The sequence below is a fragment of the Rhodococcus sp. NPDC019647 genome, assembly GCF_044389235.1.
In the GTDB taxonomy this organism is placed as follows: Bacteria; Actinomycetota; Actinomycetes; order Mycobacteriales; family Mycobacteriaceae; genus Rhodococcus_F; species Rhodococcus_F oxybenzonivorans.
Genome location: NZ_JBIRXS010000011.1, coordinates 24,315 through 41,672, shown reverse-complemented (window position 1 = coordinate 41,672; position 17,358 = coordinate 24,315). Strand labels below are relative to the sequence as shown.

Below are 17,358 nucleotides of genomic sequence, written 5' to 3'. Positions count from 1 at the left end.
GTGACCGGAGGACCGAAGACCAGCAATCCCTCGGAGAAGGCAGCGGGCTCACAGCGCCTGCTCGGATTACTGCTGGCGATGGCGATGTTCGTGCTTGTGGTGGACACGTCGCTGATGAACGTGTCGATCTCCTCGGTGGTTCGCGACCTCGACGCCACCGTCAGCGGCGTTCAGGCGGCGATCGCGCTCGAGGCGCTGGTATCTGCGGCGTTCATCCTGATCGGCGGCAAAGTCGGCGATCTCATCGGACGCAAACGCGCTTACGTGCTTGGTCTGCTCGGCTACGCAGTGGGTGCGTCGGCAATGGCACTCGCGCAGAGTCTCACCGCGATCATCGTCTTTTGGGCAATACTCGGTGGAATCGGCGCATCGCTGCTGTTGCCCGCCATGCAGTCCCTGATCCACGGCAACTTCGAAGGGGCCGCTCAGAAAAAGGTCTACGCCCTGGTCGGGGCGGCCGCTGCGATTGCCGCGGCCGTCGGACCGCTCCTCGGCGGTTTCATCACCACCTATCTGTCGTGGCGCGTCGGTTTCCTGCTCGAAGTCGTCATCATCGCCGTTGTGCTTTCCGGCATCCGGCTCGTCAGGGATGTTCGGTACACCGGACCTCGGGTCATCGACCTGGTGGGAGCGGCGCTCTCCGTTCTGGGCATGGGCGGCGTCGTGCTGGGCATCCTGGTGTGGCAGGAGGGCGGCGAAGCCGTGGGTGCACTCCTGGCGCTCGGTGCAATTGCGATGGCCGGGTTGGCGTACTGGCTCGTCCGGCGTAAACGTGGTGGTAAGCCGACGCTGCTGGACCCTGATCTCTTCCGCTCCAAAATATTCCGCCTGGGTATCACCGGGCAGATGCTCCAGCAGATCGCCCTCGGTGGCACGATGATCGCGCTGCCGATCTACCTACAGATGGTGCTCGAGTACAACGCGATGCAGGCGGGATTGTCCCTCGCACCCCTCTCCCTCAGCATGTTCGCAGTGGCGTTGCTCGCAGGCAAGAAGGCGGGCGACCGGCGCCCGAGCAGCATCATCCGGTGGGGATTCGTGCTTCTGACGGTGGGGATCGCAGCACTGATTCCACTGGTGCCGCGTGCCGAGTTCGGTTGGGGCCTGGTAATTCCCTTGATGATCGCCGGGTCCGGGTTGGGATTACTGGTGTCTCAACTCAACAATTACACACTCGCCCCGATCGAGGAGGAGCGAATCAGCGAAGCCGCCAGCGTCAATTCCGCGGCGGGATCGTTCGGGCTCTCGTTCGGACTGGCGTTCGCGGGCGCCATCATGCTGGCAACGCTGTCCCTCACGTTCACTGCGATGGCGCAGTCGAGCGCCGTGCTCCCGCCGGCAGAACAGCAACAGGTGGCGCAGGTGCTCGAGGACGACGCCGAGGTCATGAGCAACACCCAGCTGGAACAGTTGCTCGTCGGCCAACCCCCCGAAATCCAGGAGGAGATCATCCGCATCAACACCGATGCGCGACCTCTTGCCCTGCAATTCGCCCTACTCATCCCCATCCTCGCGGGCCTGATCGGGGTGTTCAACTCGTTCCGCATGAGGCGTATCCCAGACCGCGCACCGCAGAGCTCCGACGAACGCCCAGAGGATGATTGACGGTGCCCTCGGGATGGGACGTACATCGTTGTCAATGTGCTCGTCGCCGGGCGCCGATCTCGTCAACTTCCCCTGGTTGCCCTACGACCCGCGATATTCTGAAAGCCTGGCGCACAGTCGTCCGCTCTTGTGCGTGCATCTATGAGGGGAGATCAGATGATCGCTCTTCTCACGCTGTGATGTGGTCTGCAACAAATCTTTTCGGTGACAAATGAGGACGACGGTGGAATAGGGGATCGGTCATGCGCATCGAGAATTACGGGCTCATCGGAGATTTGCAGACCGCGGCGCTGGTCGGCGACAACGGCACCATCGACTGGCTCTGCCTGCCCCGCTTCGACTCCGCGTCGTGTTTCGCCGCTCTGGTCGGCGACGAGCGGCACGGCCTGTGGAGCCTTGCACCGAGCGGTGAGACACGAGTCAGTGCCCGCCGTTACCGTGCCGGCACGCTGGTGCTCGAATCGGACTTCGAGACTGCCGACGGCATGGTGCGCATCATCGACTTCATGCCGCGCCGCGGCGACGGCCCACCGCGGGTGATGCGGATCGTGCAGGGTGTGCGTGGCAGGGTGCCGATGCGGATGGAACTGGTGATTCGTCCCGACTACGGATCCATCTCCCCGTGGGTGGAACCGGCTCCGGACGGAATGCGCGCTACCGCTGGACCGGACACCTTCCGCCTCAGCACGCCGGTGCCGCTGCACATCGGCGAGGGCACCGTCGGGGCCGAGTTCGTGGTCACCGAGGGAGGCCGGGCGCGTTTCACCCTGTGCTGGCACTCCTCGTTCGAACCGGCACCGACCATCGAGGACGCCGACTCGGCGCTGGCGCGCACCGAAGCGTGGTGGCGGGAGTGGAGTGGGCGTTGCACCTACTCGGGCCCCTACCGCGACGAGGTACTGGCCTCACTGATCGCACTGAAGGCGATGACGTCGGAAAATACCGGCGGAATGGTCGCCGCGCCCACGACCTCCCTGCCCGAGGACATCGGGGGTGTGCGGAACTGGGACTACCGCTATTGCTGGCTGCGCGACTCCGCGCTCGCCCTCGAGGCGTTGCTTGCTGCCGGATACACCGACGAGGCGCTCGCCTTCCGTGGTTTCCTCTCCCGCGTCGGCACCGGCGACCCGAAAAAGATCCAGATCATGTATGGAATCAGCGGGGAGCGGCGCCTGACCGAATTCGACCTCGACGGCTTCCCCGGCTACGAAGGCTCCACACCGGTCCGGGTCGGCAACGCCGCATCCGAACAATTCCAGCTCGACGTCTACGGCGAGGTCGTCGCCATGCTGTATGCGGGTACGCAGATTCTCGGCACGATCGACCCGCAGTGGTGGCCGCGCTGGCGCACCGTGGTCGAGTACATCGAAACGATTTGGCGCGAACCCGACGACGGCATCTGGGAGACTCGCGGGCCACGCCGACACTTCACCCATTCCAAGGTCATGGCCTGGGTGGTGTTCGACCGGGCCGTGCGCCTCGCCGAGGAGTTCACACTCGATGCTCCCGTCGAACGTTGGGCGCAGGTGCGCGACGAGATCCATCGCGAGGTGTGCGAACACGGTTTCGATGCCAAGCGCAACACCTTCACCCAGTACTACGGGTCCGAGGAACTCGACGCCAGCGTGCTTACCATCCCCCTCGTCGGGTTTCTGCCCGGTACCGACTCCCGCGTGAGCGGAACGATCGACGCGATCACCCAGGAACTCGGCCGCGACGGGTTCGTCTCGCGATATTCGACTGCACAGACCGACGATGGACTACCCGGTGACGAAGGACAGTTCCTCGCCTGCTCGTTCTGGTTGGTCACCGCGCTGGCCCTCAACAAGCGCACCGACCAGGCGCGAGCATTGTTCGAGCGACTCACCGCACTGTCCAACGACTTGGGTCTGTTGGCCGAGGAGTACGACGTCCGCCTGCAACGGCAGGTCGGCAACTTCCCGCAGGCGTTCAGCCATCTGACCCTCATCGGCGCGGCGTATGCCATCGCCGGCGCTGAAGCCGACGCGTGACGGGAGATCTTGTCGAGCTTGACCGGTGTGGTCGGTTCACTCGTCGGCCAGTTCACCGGGGTGGTCGGCTCTGTTGTGGAATGCTGTCACGGCGGACTCGACAGTGGGATAGAAATGAGTCGAATCGAACCGGTCACCGACGCCGAACCGGATCAGTTGGTCCTTGATCGGACCTTTCATTTCCGCGAAAGCCAGCCGGATTCCTTTGCTTTCCAGATAGGTGTCGAGGTCGACAAGTTCGTCGACGGCGGTGGTGTCGAGTCCGGTGATGGGTTCGGCGGCGACGATCACCCATTCGACCGGGGTAGGCGCTGTCGCCACGACCGAGCGCACGTACTCGTCGAAGATTTCGCCGTTCGCGAAGAAGAGGGGGGCGTCGAACCGCACGAGCACGAGTCCGGGGATGCGCTGGCCATCGGGGTGGCGTTCGATGTCGTGGAAGCCAGGACGGTCCGAGGTTCGGACGAGTTCGGTGCGGTACGGCTGCCAGGCCTGCGCGACGACCGCGACGAAGGACAGTCCGATCGCGACGAGGATTCCCTGCAGGACTCCCACCAGGGCGACCCCGAGGAATGCGGCGACGGCGAGTCCGAACTCGACAGAGCTCATACGCCACATCCGGACCATACCCTTCACGTCTACCAGTGCAGTGGCGGCGACGATCACCACTGCCCCGAGAGTCGCGTCGGGAAGGTACGTGGTGATCCCGGGGGCGACGAGAATGAAGACCAGTACAGCGAGGGCGCCTACGACGCACGCTAATTGGGTGCGGGCACCACTCTGCTCCGCCACCGGGGTCCGTGACCCGCTGGCGGAGATCGGGAATCCGCCGAACAGTCCACCGGCGATGTTGGCCACACCGACCGCCTTCATTTCCGTGCTGCCGTTGACGTCGTCACCGCGCCGCGCGGCGAACGTGCGGGAGAGCACCCCCGTATCGGCGAACGCGATCAAAGCGATACCGGCCGCGGGACCGACGAGCTTTCCCACGTCTCCCCAGTCGACCCCGCCGAACGAGGGCAGTGGCAGGCCTGCGGGCAGGGCGCCGACCATCCCGATGTCGTCGGTAAGTCCGAGCGTGGCGGACAGGATGATCGCCCCGATCACGGCCACGAGAACGCCCGGGATGCGGGGCAGCCAGATACGGAACCCGATGATGACGGCGAGGGAACCGATGCCCATCGCGGCGGCGACGGGGTCGATCTCTCCCCGGATCACGGACTGTCCGATCTCACCGATCTCTCTGATGAGGCCGGACGCGTCGACGGAAAACCCGAGGAGCTTGGGAAGTTGGCCGACCACGACGATGAGTGCGATCGCGTTCAGGTAGCCGAGCCTGATGGGCTTGGACAGTAATTCGGTGACGAAGCCGAGATGCAGGAACCCGCCGACGAGCAGTATGACCCCGACGAGGACGCCGAGGATTCCGGCGAGTGCGAGCGCGCTTTCCGGGTCGTCGGCCACGGCCAGGGGCAACACTGCCGCGGCGATGAGCGGTGCCAGTGACGAGTCCGGGCCCAGGACAAGAATTTTCGACGGTCCCACCACCGCATAGGCCAGGAGCGGAATGATGGTGGCGTAGAGGCCGGCGTAGGCCGGCAAACCGGCGGCCTCGGCGTACCCCATCCCGGCGGGAATCAGCAGGGCGGTAAGGACGAGTCCGGCGGTGATGTCGGGGCGCAGCCACTCCCGGCGGTACGCCCGGGCCGTCGCGATGCCCGGCAATTGCGCGAGGCTACCTGTCCAGGACATTGTTCGGGCCTCAGCGCGCGCGTTGCGGGTTGACGGCGGCTGTGGCGGTGATCGGCGTGCTCGGTGGTGCATACCTGCGCCGACGGAACGCTTTCTCCGCCTCGACAACGATCGGGATGATCAGTGACCACCCGATGCAGGCGAGCCACTGACCACCAGTCAGCGACATGGTCATGAGGAGGTCTTGGAGGAAGCCGATCTCGACAGCGAACACGGTGACCACGACCGGGACGGACAGGATCTTCAGCGCGGTGAGGATCGGTGCGGTGAGGCCGGATTCGGGGTCTCGCCGCATGACGAGTCCTGCGAGGATGGACCCGAATGACAGCACCACGAACGCCGTCGTCATGGGGACGCTCGCCTCGGTGGTGCTCATGTCGCCCGGCGCGAGAAGCATCGCGGCCAGCGTGACGGCGAACTGCAGGACGCCGTACGCCAGCCACTGCACGAACGCCGTTCGGTTGGCGATCGGCATCTTGGGGTTGCGCGGCGGTTTGTTCATCAGGTCCGGCGCCGGCGGGTCCATCATGATGACGGCGACCGGAAAGAGCGTGATGAAGAAGTGCTGGAACAGAACCATCAGCGGGGTGAGCGCGACTCCGTCGTTGATATCGAAGATGCTCGCGGCGAGGAAGAGCAGCACCAGCGAGAACAGTTTCGACATCTGGTACCGGATGTACGACACGATCTTCTCATAAATGTTGCGGCCCAATCGGATCGCGGTGATCAGGGTGCCGAAGTTGTCGTCGGTGAGAATCATCTTCCCGGCCTGTTTCGTGACCTCACTGCCCGATCCCATGGCGACGCCGATGTCGGCCTTCTTCAATGCGGCGGCGTCGTTGACGGCGTCCCCGGTCATCGCCACGACTGCGCCGTTCTTCTGCATGATGTCGGCCAGGCGGAGTTTGTCCTGGGGGGTTACCCGGCCGAACACGTGCAGGTTCGGAAGCGCGGCCGCAAGTTCCTCGTCGGTCATCGCCTGGAGTTCGGGACCGCCGATGGCGCCCGGTCCGAGGCCGAGTTCGGCGCCGATCGCGGATGCGGTGATGGCGTGGTCCCCGGTAATCATGCGAACCTCGATGCCGGCGGTCTGGGCTGTGCGCACGGCGTCGACTGCTTCCGGCCGTAACGGGTCGATGATGCCGACCATGCCGACGAACGTGAGGTCCTCGACGAACGCCATGGGGTCGGCCGCCGCAGCCTCCTCCTGGCCGTCGAGTCGACGGACGGCGAACGCCAGTACACGCAGGCCCTTCTCGGACAGCGCTCGGTTCGCTTCGGTCAGTTCCTCCCGCACCTCGTCGAGTGGCGCCACCTGTCTGCCGGGCCGATAGGCGGTGGCACATCGGGCGAGGACCACATCAGGTCCCCCCTTGACGAGCTCCACGAACCGGGTGCTGCCGTCCACCGAGAGATGGTGGAAGGTCGCCATGAACTTGTATGCGGAGTCGAACGGCACCTCGGCGACGCGAGGATATGTCCTGCGGGTGAGTGGGGCGTCGACACCGATCTTGGCGGCGAGCACCACCAGTGCGGCCTCGGTCGGATCCCCGACTACCTCTCCGGTGTCGGAGACGGTGGCATCGCTGTCGAGGCACAGTCCGTATGCGAGCAGGGTGAAGTCGGGAGTGGCCTCGCCCGCGGTCTGGGTGATCCGACCCGTCTTGCTGTATCCCTCACCGTCGACCAGGTACCACCGGCAATGAAAGTACAGCGACCGCACCGTCATCTGGTTCATCGTGAGCGTGCCGGTCTTGTCCGAGTTGATCGCGCTGGTGGCGCCGAGTGTTTCGACGTCGGTGAGGTTCTTCACGACGGCCTTCGCGTCGGCGAGTTGACGGGCCCCGAAGGCCAGCATCGCCTGCACGAACGTCGGCAGGCCAGTCGGGATCGCCGACACACCCATCGAGATACCCAGCAGCAGCACCGTCGCCAGGCTCTGTCCGCGGAGTACCCCGAGAACCACGATGAGAGCGACCGCCGACCACGCGATGATGCCGAGCACCTTGGTGAGCGAATTCAGTTCGCGCTGAAGGGGCGATTTGCCCGGTGCGACGGCCGAGAGCATGGAGGCGATCTGACCCATCTGGGTGTGCATACCGGTCTCGGTGACCACCATGGTGGCGGTGCCGCGGGTGACCGAGGTGTTCTGGAAGACCATGTTGGCACGGTCGCCGAGGGGGACATCCTCGGCGGCGAGCGTCCGAGGGTCCTTCGGGACGGGTGCGCTTTCGCCAGTCAGCGCGGCCTCCTGCGTCTCGAGTGTGGCAGTCGTGAGCAATCGGCCGTCGGCCGGGACGATGTCACCGGCCTCGAGTTGCACGATGTCACCCGGTACGAGGTCGGTAGCGTCGAGTTGGATCAACGTTCCGTTCCGGGTCACCCTTGCCTGGGGCGTCTGCATCTTCGCGAGCGCGTCGACACTGGCGCGTGCCTTCAGTTCCTGGTGCGTGCCCAATACGATGTTGAGCCCGACGAGCACCGCGACCACGATCGCGGTCGGAACCTCGCCGATGACGACGCTGACCACGGCCACCGCGACCAGCATCAGGTTCATCAGATCCTTCAGTTGAGCCAGCGCAATCGCCCACATAGACGGCCCGGGCTCGGAGACGATCTCGTTGGGGCCATGCCGTCTGCGCCGTTCGTCCGCTTCCCCGGCCGTCAGACCGGACTGCCGATCGGACATTGCGACGGCCACGACGGCGTCGGGATCCTGGGCGTGCCATAGGTTCTGGGGCTGCGCGTGTTCCGTCGAGACCATGACCACTCGTCCTTTCCGGCTCGAATCCTCAGTAGGGGGTGGGGATCCAGTGCAGTGGTTGCCTCGGCGCCTCGTAACCGTGCGGGCCACGCCGCTTCGGCAAGGTGATGTCGGGGCGTTCGAGCGGTTCGTAGGGAATTTGGCTCAGCAGGTGGCTGATGACGTTGAGGCGGCCGCGTTTCTTGTCGTCGTTGACCGCGACGTACCACGGTGCCCAACCGGTGTCGGTGAAGTGAAACATCTCGTCCCGTGCGCGCGAGTAGTCGTACCAGTGGGTGTACGACTCGAGATCGAGGGCCGAGAGCTTCCAGATTTTTCGTGGATCGTCGATCCGGCTCTGCAGGCGCAGCGTCTGCTGTTCCTGGCTCACCTCCAGCCAGTACTTCAGCAGGATGACGCCGGAGTCGACGATCGCGCGTTCGACCGTCGGAACGAGTTGCAGGAAGTTCTGAGCTTCCTCCTCGGTACAGAAACCCATCACCCGCTCGACGCCCGCGCGGTTGTACCAACTGCGGTCGAAGATGACGACCTCCCCGCCGGACGGGAGGTGCGGTAGGTACCGCTGCACGTACATCTGCGATTTTTCGCGGTCCGTGGGGGCGGGCAAGGCGACGACACGGAACACCCGCGGACTGACTCGCTCGGTGATCGCCTTGATGACCCCGCCCTTACCGGCAGTGTCGCGGCCCTCGAATACGATGCAAATCCTCGCACCCGACGATTTCACCCACTCCTGCAACGCGACGAGCTCGACGTGGAGCGGATGGAGCAGGCGGCGATACTCCTTGTCTTTCATCGGTGAGGCGGCCTCGCCTGCGTCCGGACGGGGCAGGTCGAACCCGGACTTCTCGTGTTTCGACTTCTTTCCCACGGTTCGCTCCCGGGCCGACGAATGATCAGACCCGGTCCGGCTTCCAGGTCGAGACCGCCCAGATCACCACGATGTCGAGGGCGATGATGAGTACCGACCACCAGGGGTAGTAGGGCAGCCACAGGAAATTGGCGAGAATCGAGATCGCTGCAATCACGATCGCCGTCACCCGCGCCCATCCCGCACCGGTGACCAACGCGAGACCTACCGCTGCAACGACCGCACCCAGCACGATGTGAATCCAGCCCCACGTGGTCAGGTCGAACTTGTAGACGTAGTCCACCCCCGCCACGAACACTTCGTTTTCGGCGACCGCGGCGATTCCTTGACAGAACTGAATGATTCCCACGGTCACCATGATGATGGCCGCTCCGATCGAAGTACCTGCCGCGATGCCCTGCTTGACCGACCTTGTCTCGGACATGACCGTCCCCTTCCTTCACCGAACCCAGGCGGCCCGGTAGGATTATTGTCCGCTGATCCACGCCGCTGTGGTGGTAAACCTGCAATCTGGGCAGACGGGTCGAAAATCCTCGAGCAACGGATTATTCGGCGTTCGGCGGTCACGCCCGCGGACAGTCAGTAATCAAGGCGAAGGCACCGGCGTAGATTCCAGGTTTTGCTCAGTGGCTGTGCGGGCGGGACGGATGAGCAGCTCGAGTGCCGCGAGTGCCAGCAAGGCACCGAGGACAATCCACAAGACGACCAGACCGGTGGGGTAGCGCCAGAACATCAGCAACACGGCTGCGATGCCGATGATGGCGCACCGCAGTGGTACTCGAAGCTGATGAGCCCACCGTTCGATCTCGTTCGGTGGCCGGCCGCTGCCGGTTCGCCGGGCGAAGTCCAGCGACTGTCCGAAGCCACGGCGAACCGTGGTGGCGGAAGATGAACCGCCGGTGAGGTAGGCGCCGAGGGCAATCACCAGGCCGAGGACTGCGACCGCGCGCAGGCTCGTGCGCAACGGCACCAGCACGGTGTCGATGACGGCCGTGGCCGCATCGGGCGAGAGGACGTCGGGTGGGACGCTGTCGAGATAGATCGCTCGTCCGATGAGAATACCGATCGCGAGGAGAAGCATCCCCACTGCAATCGACAGTCCGACGAGGGCGAGGGCGCGAAGCCGACGCCCGGTGGGGGCGACGGCGACAGCTGCGGCGGCACAGGCAATTCCCAGCCACGGCAGGATTGTCGCCGCCCTGTCGAGTGCGGCGACGGCCCGCTGCGCCTTCACCAGTTCCGGCGACTGGAACAGTACAAATTGTTTGTCCACGGACGGGATCTTGTCCGCGAACGCAAAGCCCCTCTCGTTCAGTGCCGCCTTCACCCTGTCGATCACGGTGCCGAGTGAGATGCTCACGGTCCCGCTCTGGTCGACTTCGACGGAGCTGAGGCCGTAATTTCCCGTCATCACCGCGACGAGCGTGTTGTGGGCAGCCCGATTCGCCTGGATCCAGAGGTCTTCGAACTGCTGGGACTGCACGAGAGAGCTGACGGTGTCGTGGACGAAGTTCCTTGCCTGACTGGTGAGCACGGGTGCGAGACCGATGACGGCCCGGTCGAGGCGGGGGGCGTTCGTGGCCAGGTTCGAGACATCGGTCAGTGCGGTCAGGGCGTCTTCGGTCAGCCCCTCGACGTCGACTCGGGTGAAAATCTCGTCGGTGATCTGGTTGGTGATCTCCGCCTGGAGAGCCGGATCGTCGCCCAGGGGTGCCACCGTGCTGACGTAGCGGTCGGTGTCGAGGATCTGGCTGCGGGTGAAGCGAGCGGTGACCGACGCGATTGCGAGAAGGGCCACCAACACCAGCAAAATCGCCACGCCCGCCCACCGCAGCCCGTGCCGGGGTCGACGCGTAACTGGTCGGGTAGGAACGTCGGCGGTGGTGCCGCCGGTGGGTTCGCGCAGCGTCGCGACTTCCTCACGTAGTCGGAGGAGTTCGGCGCGTTCGTCGTTGTCGAGTGAGCCGCTGGCGGGAGTGCCGCTGCCGTCGGTCATCGCCGTTCAGATCTCGTCGGGATTCCAGGTTGCGACCGCCCAGATCACGACGGCGTTCAGGGCGATGATCGTGATCGCCCACAGCGGGTAGTAGGGCAACCAGAGGAAGTTCACGAATATCGACAGGGCGCACAGGATCATGGCACCGACTCGTGCCCAAGCCGCCCCGGTGAACAGCACCGCGCCGACGGCCGCGACGATCACGCCGAATATGAGATGGAACCATCCCCACGTGGTGACGTCGAACTGATAGGTGTATTCGATGCCGACGACGATGACATCGTCCTTGGCGATCGCGGAGATTCCCTGAAGGACCTCGAGCGCCCCGACCGTGACCAGCAGGACTGCCCCGCCCATCGACGTTCCCTTTGCCACACCCTGCTTGACCAACGAGTCCTCGGACATCATCGTTCCCTTCCCGGGCGACGTGTGAAGTGGTCGTACCGAAGATCAGTGTCCTCCCTTACCACACACCGTGGCTGCATTTTCGCCGACCTGACTTTCGATTGGGCAGGTGTGTGCGGTCGCCGTATCCGGTCGACACCGATTGCACCCGAAACGATGACGTGAGGGCGGAGTGCGCGAGATCATGGGCGTGGAGGCACGCCATGACAGAGCGAGACACTTTCCCCGACCCGGGACACGTCGGGGTCGTCGATCAGCCGACGCGGGCGGAGCGCCTCGCACACGGCGAGAACGTTCGGCGTCGAGTTCCCTTCGATACGATGGCCGAACACGTTCCGGCACGCGACCGGGACCCTATCGGTTTGCTCGAATCTCAGGCGGAGACCCGGGTCCCGGATCTGGTCCCCATCCGGTATGGGCGGATGGCTCAGTCGTCGTTCGCGTTCTACCGCGGCGCTGCGCTGGTGATGGCCGACGACCTCTCCCGAGCCCAGACCACCGGCCTGCACACCCAGTTGTGCGGGGACGCGCACCTGAGCAACTTCGGACTCTTCGCTACACCGGAGCGCACACTCGCGTTCGATGTCAACGACTTCGACGAAACGTATCCCGGCCCGTTCGAATGGGACGTCAAGCGACTGGTGGCCAGTCTCGCTGTCGCCGGACGGAGCAACGATTTCAGCGGTAAACAACGCAAAAGAATTGCCCTCGCCTGCGCCGCGGAATACCGCCAAACCATGTCATCCCAGGCGGAGCGCGGTGAGCTCGAGGTGTGGTACTCCCATATCGACGCCGCTGCCCAGTTCGATGAGCTTCGCGACGTCCTGGACTCCTCGACTCGCAGACGCGTCCAGAAGACGATCGACAAGTCTCGTGGCCGCGACAGTGTGCAGGCACTGTCAAGGCTGACGACAGTGGTGGACGGGCGGCCGCGGATAGTGAGCACACCGCCGCTGATCGTACCGATCGAAGAAATCTTCACCGGCACCGAAGCCGAAGAGATCGACCGGGAGCTGAACCGACGACTGCGCGACTACCGTGGCACCCTGCCCCCTGCCCGACGTGTGCTGCTCGATCGATACGAGTACGTCCAAACCGCGCGGAAGGTGGTCGGGGTGGGCAGTGTCGGCACCCGGGCCTGGATCGTCCTGTTGCGCGGCCAAGGTGGTGACCCGTTATTCCTGCAGGCCAAGGAGGCGCAGCAGTCGGTCCTCGAGAAGTACGCCCCCGGACCGTCATTCGTGAATCACGGCGAGCGAGTCGTGACCGGGCAACAGCTGATGCAAGCGGCGAGTGACATCTTCCTCGGCTGGCAGCAAGGACCCGACGCCGCCGGAGTGATGCGGGACTTCTATGTACGCCAATTGCGTGACGGCAAGGGGTCAGCGGTCGTGGAAACCATGAAGCCCGACCTCATGACGATGTACGGCCGATTGTGTGCCAGGGTGCTCGCGTATGCGCACGCACGCGCCGGCGACCGGTTCGCCATCGCCGGGTACCTCGGTTCGAGTGAGGACTTCGACAAGGCGCTGGCCGCCTTCGCCGAGACCTACGCCGACCAGAATGAACGCGATCACACCGTGCTGCGGAAGGCGATCGACGACGGCCGCATTTCCGCTCAATCGGGGACATGATGGCGAGCGACGACAGCTCGGCGGTACCCGCCGCCGCCCACACCGCGACCGGTTCCCGACGCTGGTGGGCGCGGGCGGCATTCGCGCTCGCGATCCTCGCCGCTGCGGTGCCGCTGGTGTCCGCGGGTCTTCTCAGCACAGTCGGCCTCCTCCTCGTCGGAGTCGGTGGTGTCGTCGTCACCGTTGCCGCCCTGTACTGGTTCCTCGCCAGTCGCGGTGTCCTGCGCTGGGTGGCACTGTCCATCGCCGTGCTGGCGCCGATCGTGGTGCTGGTCCTCTTTATCCGCGCCGCTCTGCTGGCCGTCGTTGTCGCGTCCCTTGTTTTGATCTTTCTTTCAGTGCTCTGCGCCCGCACCGCCCTGCGTGGACGGCCATCGGACACCGCCGTCCGAGAGGTGCCTGCCCCGCCGGTGCGGCATCCGGTGCTGATCATGAACCCGCACTCCGGTGGGGGCAAGGTCGGGAAATTCGACCTGCAACGCAAGGCTGAGGAACTGGGCGCCGAGGTGGTCCTGCTCGGAGGCCCGAATAAATTCGACGTCACCGGCGAGGCCCGCCAGGCGGTCGAGCGCGGAGCCGACCTACTCGGCGTGGCCGGTGGGGACGGGACGCAGGCCCTCGTGGCTGCGGTCGCGGCAGAGAACGACCTGCCGTTCCTGGTCATCAGCGCCGGGACACGCAACCACTTCGCGATGGACCTCGGCCTCGACCGCACCGACCCGAGTCGGTGCCTCGACGCCCTGCGCGACGGCGTCGAGGTCACCGTCGATCTCGGCCGGATAAATGGGCGCCCGTTCGTCAACAATGCCTCGTTCGGGGTATACGCCGAGGTGGTCCGCAGCCCGGCGTACCGCGACGACAAGGCCGGCACCGTGCTGCAGATGCTTCCGGACCTGCTCGCCGGACGAGCGGGCGCCCCGCTTGTGACCCAGATCGGGGACATCACGGTGCGGAACCCGCAAGCAGTGCTGGTGAGCAACAACCCCTACGGCACCAGTGATCTCGCCGGCCTCAACCGGCGAGACCGACTCGATCGCGGGGTCCTCGGCGCCGTGACCGTCTCGGTCGCGAGCGCCCGCCAGGCCATCGGCCTGCTACGCCGCGCGAACGTGCGCGGATTGACGCAGCACACGACCACCGAGGTGATCGTCGATTCCGACACACCCGAGACTCCGGTCGGCGTCGACGGCGAATCGCTGCTCCTGCCCACCCCTGTGCGGTGCACGATCGAGGCCGGCGCGCTTCGGGTCCGGGTGCCCCGCGACCGCCCGGGCGTGCGCCCCGCCGCACCCACCGTCGACTGGGTCCGGCTCCGCGAACTGGCATGGCATCGGCAAGCAGGCCGAGATCTGTCAGCACATTAGCTGAGGCCTATCGAGTGACCGGCTTGAAATGCACGAATTCGGGGATGGCGTCCCCTTTGTGCGGCGCACACTGGAAAGGATTCACAGTATCCGAGCCGGAGAGGTGACCGTCGTGACCGACAAGTCGACCGACAGGCAGAAGATCGCAGCCGACACGATGATTGGGGCCGCGATCTTGCTCGTGACCATCGGCGTCTTGCATATCGCTCAGGGGATCGCCGCGGTCGGCAACGACGCCGTCGTCACGGTCGGCACCGACTACACCTACGAGTTCGACCTCACCGTGTGGGGTTGGATCCATATCGTGCTCGGGTTGCTGATCGCGCTGGTCGGCGGCGCCCTGTTCCGCGGTGGATTATGGGCGCGGACGTTGACGGTCACTATCGCGGCAGCATCGATCGTGGTCAACTTCCTGTGGCTGCCCCACTACCCGGCGTGGGCGATCCTCGTCATCGCACTCGACACGGTCATGATCTGGGCGGTCATGACCGCGATTCCCAACTCCGACTGGCACTGATATGGGCCAGTTGGCCTCTCGGCCACTAAAGTCTGCTGTCCTTGCCGAAAATCGACCTGACCGACCACGCGCGATGCAATGATGAGGCATGCGCCGCCATCGCTGGCCGGCTCTCGCGCCACCCGCCGACCGGGGCCTACCCGTAGAGGCCCCGATGCCGATCGCCGCCGAGAGAGATTTGACTTTGGAGCTGTCCGCGGTCACCGCTTTCCCGTCTGGGTTGCTGCTGCAACTGGCAATGAAGGTCACCGGGATCCGCGCCGACTTCGCCCGCTACGAAACCCGTCCCCTGACCGACCCCCACGACTGGTCGGCGCGGTGGTCTTATCTGACCGTGCGGGTCCGCGCCGACGAACTCGACGGCCTTGCCGACCCGATCCATTCGAGCGAGCCGCCCACCGGCGAGACCGGGCCGTATCGGACGACGCCGTTGTACTGGATCGGCACCTACCCTCGCACCGGGTCGCTGACCGTCACCACGAGCTGGACCGAGATCGGATTCCGCCCGGCCTCGATCGTCGTCGCTCTCGGCCCCAGCCCGTTTCCCACCGCCTCCGAATCCGGTGCGGGAAGATAACCGGCGGAGTCGAGGTCACCGAGGCCGACCCGCGTCCACACTGAAGCAGAATGAGTCGAAATGATATCGAAAAGAGTCCCCGCAGGCCCGACACAGCGGGACAATTCTTCTCATGGACGACAATGAAAGACAAAATATAGACGTCGTCCGAATACGGCTGATTCAGCGGTTCCCAAACCTCGAGCCGGGGGTGGTCGAGGATCTGATCGAGGCAACTCTCCACCGGTTCGACGACTGCCGCATACGAGACTTCGTCCCCCTGCTGGTCGAGCGGTCCGCCACGCGCACGCTCGACGCCGTATACTGCCGTGCACCGATGCTTCCGACGGAACCCCTGCTCGTAAACGAAGAGCCAGATACACGATCGGTGACGAGCAGCGGAAAAGTGTGGAGTGTATTCGCACGGCGCTCTCCACGCCTGTCGTAGCGTTGACGAAGAATTGACGAGGTCGCCCGGTTCGTTGGGAATTGGAATTTCGCCGCGAACGCACCACGCGGCGGCAGATAATTGTGGTTCCGGTACATCGTAGCTCGGGAAGGGTCAGCCATGTCCGATCGTAGCTTCGGAGTGAATCCAGCGAGTTCTGAGTATCCATCCGGCAAACAGGGTTTCGCGGCAGGTACGTCGATGGCGGCGGCCGTCATCATGGTCACCGTCGGCATCATCCAGTTCTTCCAGGGCATCGCGGCAGTCGCCGAAGACGAAGTATTCGTCAGCGGCATCAACTATGTCTATAAATTCGACCTCACCACCTGGGGCTGGATCCATATCATCCTCGGCGTCATCGTCGCGATCGTCGGCCTCGCCCTCTTCACAGGCGCCGGGTGGGCCCGAGTGTCGGCCATCATAGTCGCGGCTATATCGATACTGGCGAACTTCCTGTGGTTGCCCTACTACCCGGGTTGGTCACTGTTGATCATCGCTCTCGACGTGGTCATCATCTGGGCTGTCTCTACGTGGAATCCGGAGAGGGAGATAAGAGACGCGAACCTCAGCGATACCGGCACTGCCACTCGGTGATTCGACCCGATAATTACACGCCCTGGATTCCCGGCTCACCGAGTTCGTCTCCAGGGTGCAACTCCACCGCCACCACGCCCTCCCGGACGGCGTGGCGGACGAACTCGGCGCCCGGACCGAAGAACCGTCGGGGGCGGACGGCGTCGAAGCCGATGGGCCATAGTGTGCCGTAGTGGATGGGCACAGCCACGCCGGCCTGCACCAGACGCGCGACGACCGCGGCCCGTGGTGGATCGAGGTGACCCTTGCCGAGTGTCGGGCCCCAGCCCCCGACGGGTAGCAAGGCGAGATCTACCGGGCCGACATGCTCGGCCAGGTTCGGGTACAGGTCGGTGTCGCCGGCGAAGTAGGTTCGCCGGTCTCCTTCGACGACATACCCGATCGCCGGCGCAAGCTGCGGGCCGCGCCGCCAGCGCCGGCCGTCGTGTCGGGCGGGCACGGCGCGCACCGTTACTTTGCCTATCGCTATCTGTTCGCCGGGCCGCAGCGGTAGCAGGCGATCGGCGAACTCGCGCAACGCGGGCAGGCCGTCGACCGCTCGCCACGGCACCACGATCGGTACGTCCGGATCGAGCAGCCGCAGCGACGGCAGGTGGGTGTGGTCGGCGTGCAGGTGTGAAAGCAGGACGGCATTCGGGTGTCGCACATGCTCACCGCTCGGGGTGGGGCCGGTGCGGCGGCGCAGGTGGGCTACGCGGTCGGTCAGCACCGGATCGGTCAGGATGACCGTCCCGCGGTCCACGATCAGTGCGCTGGCATGTCCGAGCCAGCGGAGACGGAATGCCTCGTCATCCTGCCCCGCCGTTGCGCTCATACCCCTTACGATTCCAGATGACGAGG

Annotated in this window: 14 protein-coding genes and 1 pseudogene; 8 read left to right on the top strand and 7 right to left on the bottom strand. The window is 64.9% G+C overall.

The annotated features are described in order from the left end of the window. Together ACH49N_RS20305 and ACH49N_RS20300 are read left to right on the top strand one after the other, a co-directional pair. Entirely contained in the window at window positions 1-1,605 is a 1,605-nt protein-coding gene (locus ACH49N_RS20305) for an MFS transporter (RefSeq protein ID WP_358274233.1), read from the top strand. Window positions 1,606-1,835: 230 nt separating this feature from the next. Further along, a pseudogene (locus ACH49N_RS20300) lies at window positions 1,836-3,617 on the top strand (glycoside hydrolase family 15 protein); the annotation flags it as partial. Between the two features lie 36 nt (window positions 3,618-3,653). Here the strand turns inward: ACH49N_RS20300 and ACH49N_RS20295 are convergent. The 6 genes from ACH49N_RS20295 to ACH49N_RS20270 all read right to left on the bottom strand — a co-directional run bounded on the left by ACH49N_RS20295 (window position 3,654) and on the right by ACH49N_RS20270 (window position 11,405). Then, window positions 3,654-5,369 (bottom strand): SulP family inorganic anion transporter, encoded by a 1,716-nt coding sequence (locus tag ACH49N_RS20295; protein WP_358274232.1) that lies wholly within the window; start codon window positions 5,367-5,369, stop codon window positions 3,654-3,656. A gap of 10 nt (window positions 5,370-5,379) precedes the next feature. Continuing rightward, window positions 5,380-8,133: a cation-translocating P-type ATPase gene (locus tag ACH49N_RS20290; protein WP_358274231.1), complete on the bottom strand. Its 2,754-nt coding sequence runs from the start codon at window positions 8,131-8,133 to the stop codon at window positions 5,380-5,382. A gap of 28 nt (window positions 8,134-8,161) precedes the next feature. Continuing rightward, entirely contained in the window at window positions 8,162-9,004 is an 843-nt protein-coding gene (gene ppk2, locus ACH49N_RS20285; RefSeq protein WP_358274230.1) for a polyphosphate kinase 2, read from the bottom strand. A 25-nt stretch (window positions 9,005-9,029) separates the two neighbouring features. Continuing rightward, a complete protein-coding gene (locus ACH49N_RS20280; protein WP_358274228.1) occupies window positions 9,030-9,428 on the bottom strand; it encodes a hypothetical protein in 399 nt (132 codons plus the stop codon). 162 nt (window positions 9,429-9,590) lie between these two features. Further along, the gene (locus ACH49N_RS20275) at window positions 9,591-11,000 is read right to left on the bottom strand and encodes a hypothetical protein (RefSeq protein WP_358274226.1); all 1,410 of its coding nucleotides are present in this window, start codon (window positions 10,998-11,000) and stop codon (window positions 9,591-9,593) included. Window positions 11,001-11,006: 6 nt separating this feature from the next. Beyond that, a complete protein-coding gene (locus ACH49N_RS20270) occupies window positions 11,007-11,405 on the bottom strand; it encodes a hypothetical protein (protein WP_159924432.1) in 399 nt (132 codons plus the stop codon). Between the two features lie 203 nt (window positions 11,406-11,608). Here ACH49N_RS20270 and ACH49N_RS20265 point away from each other — a divergent pair, with 203 nt between their 5' ends. The 6 genes from ACH49N_RS20265 (at window position 11,609) to ACH49N_RS20240 (ending at window position 16,518) form a co-directional block, all read left to right on the top strand. Beyond that, window positions 11,609-13,039, top strand: coding sequence for a DUF2252 domain-containing protein (locus ACH49N_RS20265; protein ID WP_358274224.1), 1,431 nt, complete (start codon window positions 11,609-11,611; stop codon window positions 13,037-13,039). Further along, window positions 13,036-14,403, top strand: a complete 1,368-nt coding sequence (locus tag ACH49N_RS20260) for a diacylglycerol kinase family protein (protein WP_358274222.1) — start codon at window positions 13,036-13,038, stop codon at window positions 14,401-14,403. Before ACH49N_RS20265 ends, ACH49N_RS20260 begins: the two co-directional genes overlap by 4 nt. A gap of 112 nt (window positions 14,404-14,515) precedes the next feature. Continuing rightward, window positions 14,516-14,920, top strand: a complete 405-nt coding sequence (locus tag ACH49N_RS20255; RefSeq protein ID WP_358274220.1) for a hypothetical protein — start codon at window positions 14,516-14,518, stop codon at window positions 14,918-14,920. Between the two features lie 88 nt (window positions 14,921-15,008). Continuing rightward, the gene (locus ACH49N_RS20250; RefSeq protein ID WP_358274219.1) at window positions 15,009-15,497 is read left to right on the top strand and encodes a hypothetical protein; all 489 of its coding nucleotides are present in this window, start codon (window positions 15,009-15,011) and stop codon (window positions 15,495-15,497) included. Between the two features lie 112 nt (window positions 15,498-15,609). Further along, a complete protein-coding gene (locus ACH49N_RS20245; protein WP_358274218.1) occupies window positions 15,610-15,924 on the top strand; it encodes a three-helix bundle dimerization domain-containing protein in 315 nt (104 codons plus the stop codon). Between the two features lie 120 nt (window positions 15,925-16,044). Beyond that, window positions 16,045-16,518: a hypothetical protein gene (locus ACH49N_RS20240; RefSeq protein ID WP_358274216.1), complete on the top strand. Its 474-nt coding sequence runs from the start codon at window positions 16,045-16,047 to the stop codon at window positions 16,516-16,518. Window positions 16,519-16,531: 13 nt separating this feature from the next. On the opposite strand, the gene ACH49N_RS20235 is transcribed toward ACH49N_RS20240, so the two are convergent. Continuing rightward, the gene (locus ACH49N_RS20235; RefSeq protein ID WP_358274214.1) at window positions 16,532-17,332 is read right to left on the bottom strand and encodes an MBL fold metallo-hydrolase; all 801 of its coding nucleotides are present in this window, start codon (window positions 17,330-17,332) and stop codon (window positions 16,532-16,534) included. Window positions 17,333-17,358 lie beyond the last annotated feature (26 nt).

Bases quoted from the DNA above. Each gene is read 5' to 3' on its own strand.
- ACH49N_RS20275 (WP_358274226.1), bottom strand. From the start codon at position 11,000: ATGACCGACGGCAGCGGCACTCCCGCCAGCGGCTCACTCGACAACGAC.
- ACH49N_RS20295 (WP_358274232.1), bottom strand. From the start codon at position 5,369: ATGTCCTGGACAGGTAGCCTCGCGCAATTGCCGGGCATCGCGACGGCC.
- ACH49N_RS20270 (WP_159924432.1), bottom strand. From the start codon at position 11,405: ATGTCCGAGGACTCGTTGGTCAAGCAGGGTGTGGCAAAGGGAACGTCG.
- ACH49N_RS20250 (WP_358274219.1), top strand. From the start codon at position 15,009: ATGCGCCGCCATCGCTGGCCGGCTCTCGCGCCACCCGCCGACCGGGGC.
- ACH49N_RS20260 (WP_358274222.1), top strand. From the start codon at position 13,036: ATGATGGCGAGCGACGACAGCTCGGCGGTACCCGCCGCCGCCCACACC.
- ACH49N_RS20240 (WP_358274216.1), top strand. From the start codon at position 16,045: ATGTCCGATCGTAGCTTCGGAGTGAATCCAGCGAGTTCTGAGTATCCA.
- ACH49N_RS20290 (WP_358274231.1), bottom strand. From the start codon at position 8,133: ATGGTCTCGACGGAACACGCGCAGCCCCAGAACCTATGGCACGCCCAG.
- ACH49N_RS20265 (WP_358274224.1), top strand. From the start codon at position 11,609: ATGACAGAGCGAGACACTTTCCCCGACCCGGGACACGTCGGGGTCGTC.
- ACH49N_RS20280 (WP_358274228.1), bottom strand. From the start codon at position 9,428: ATGTCCGAGACAAGGTCGGTCAAGCAGGGCATCGCGGCAGGTACTTCG.
- ACH49N_RS20235 (WP_358274214.1), bottom strand. From the start codon at position 17,332: ATGAGCGCAACGGCGGGGCAGGATGACGAGGCATTCCGTCTCCGCTGG.
- ACH49N_RS20245 (WP_358274218.1), top strand. From the start codon at position 15,610: ATGGACGACAATGAAAGACAAAATATAGACGTCGTCCGAATACGGCTG.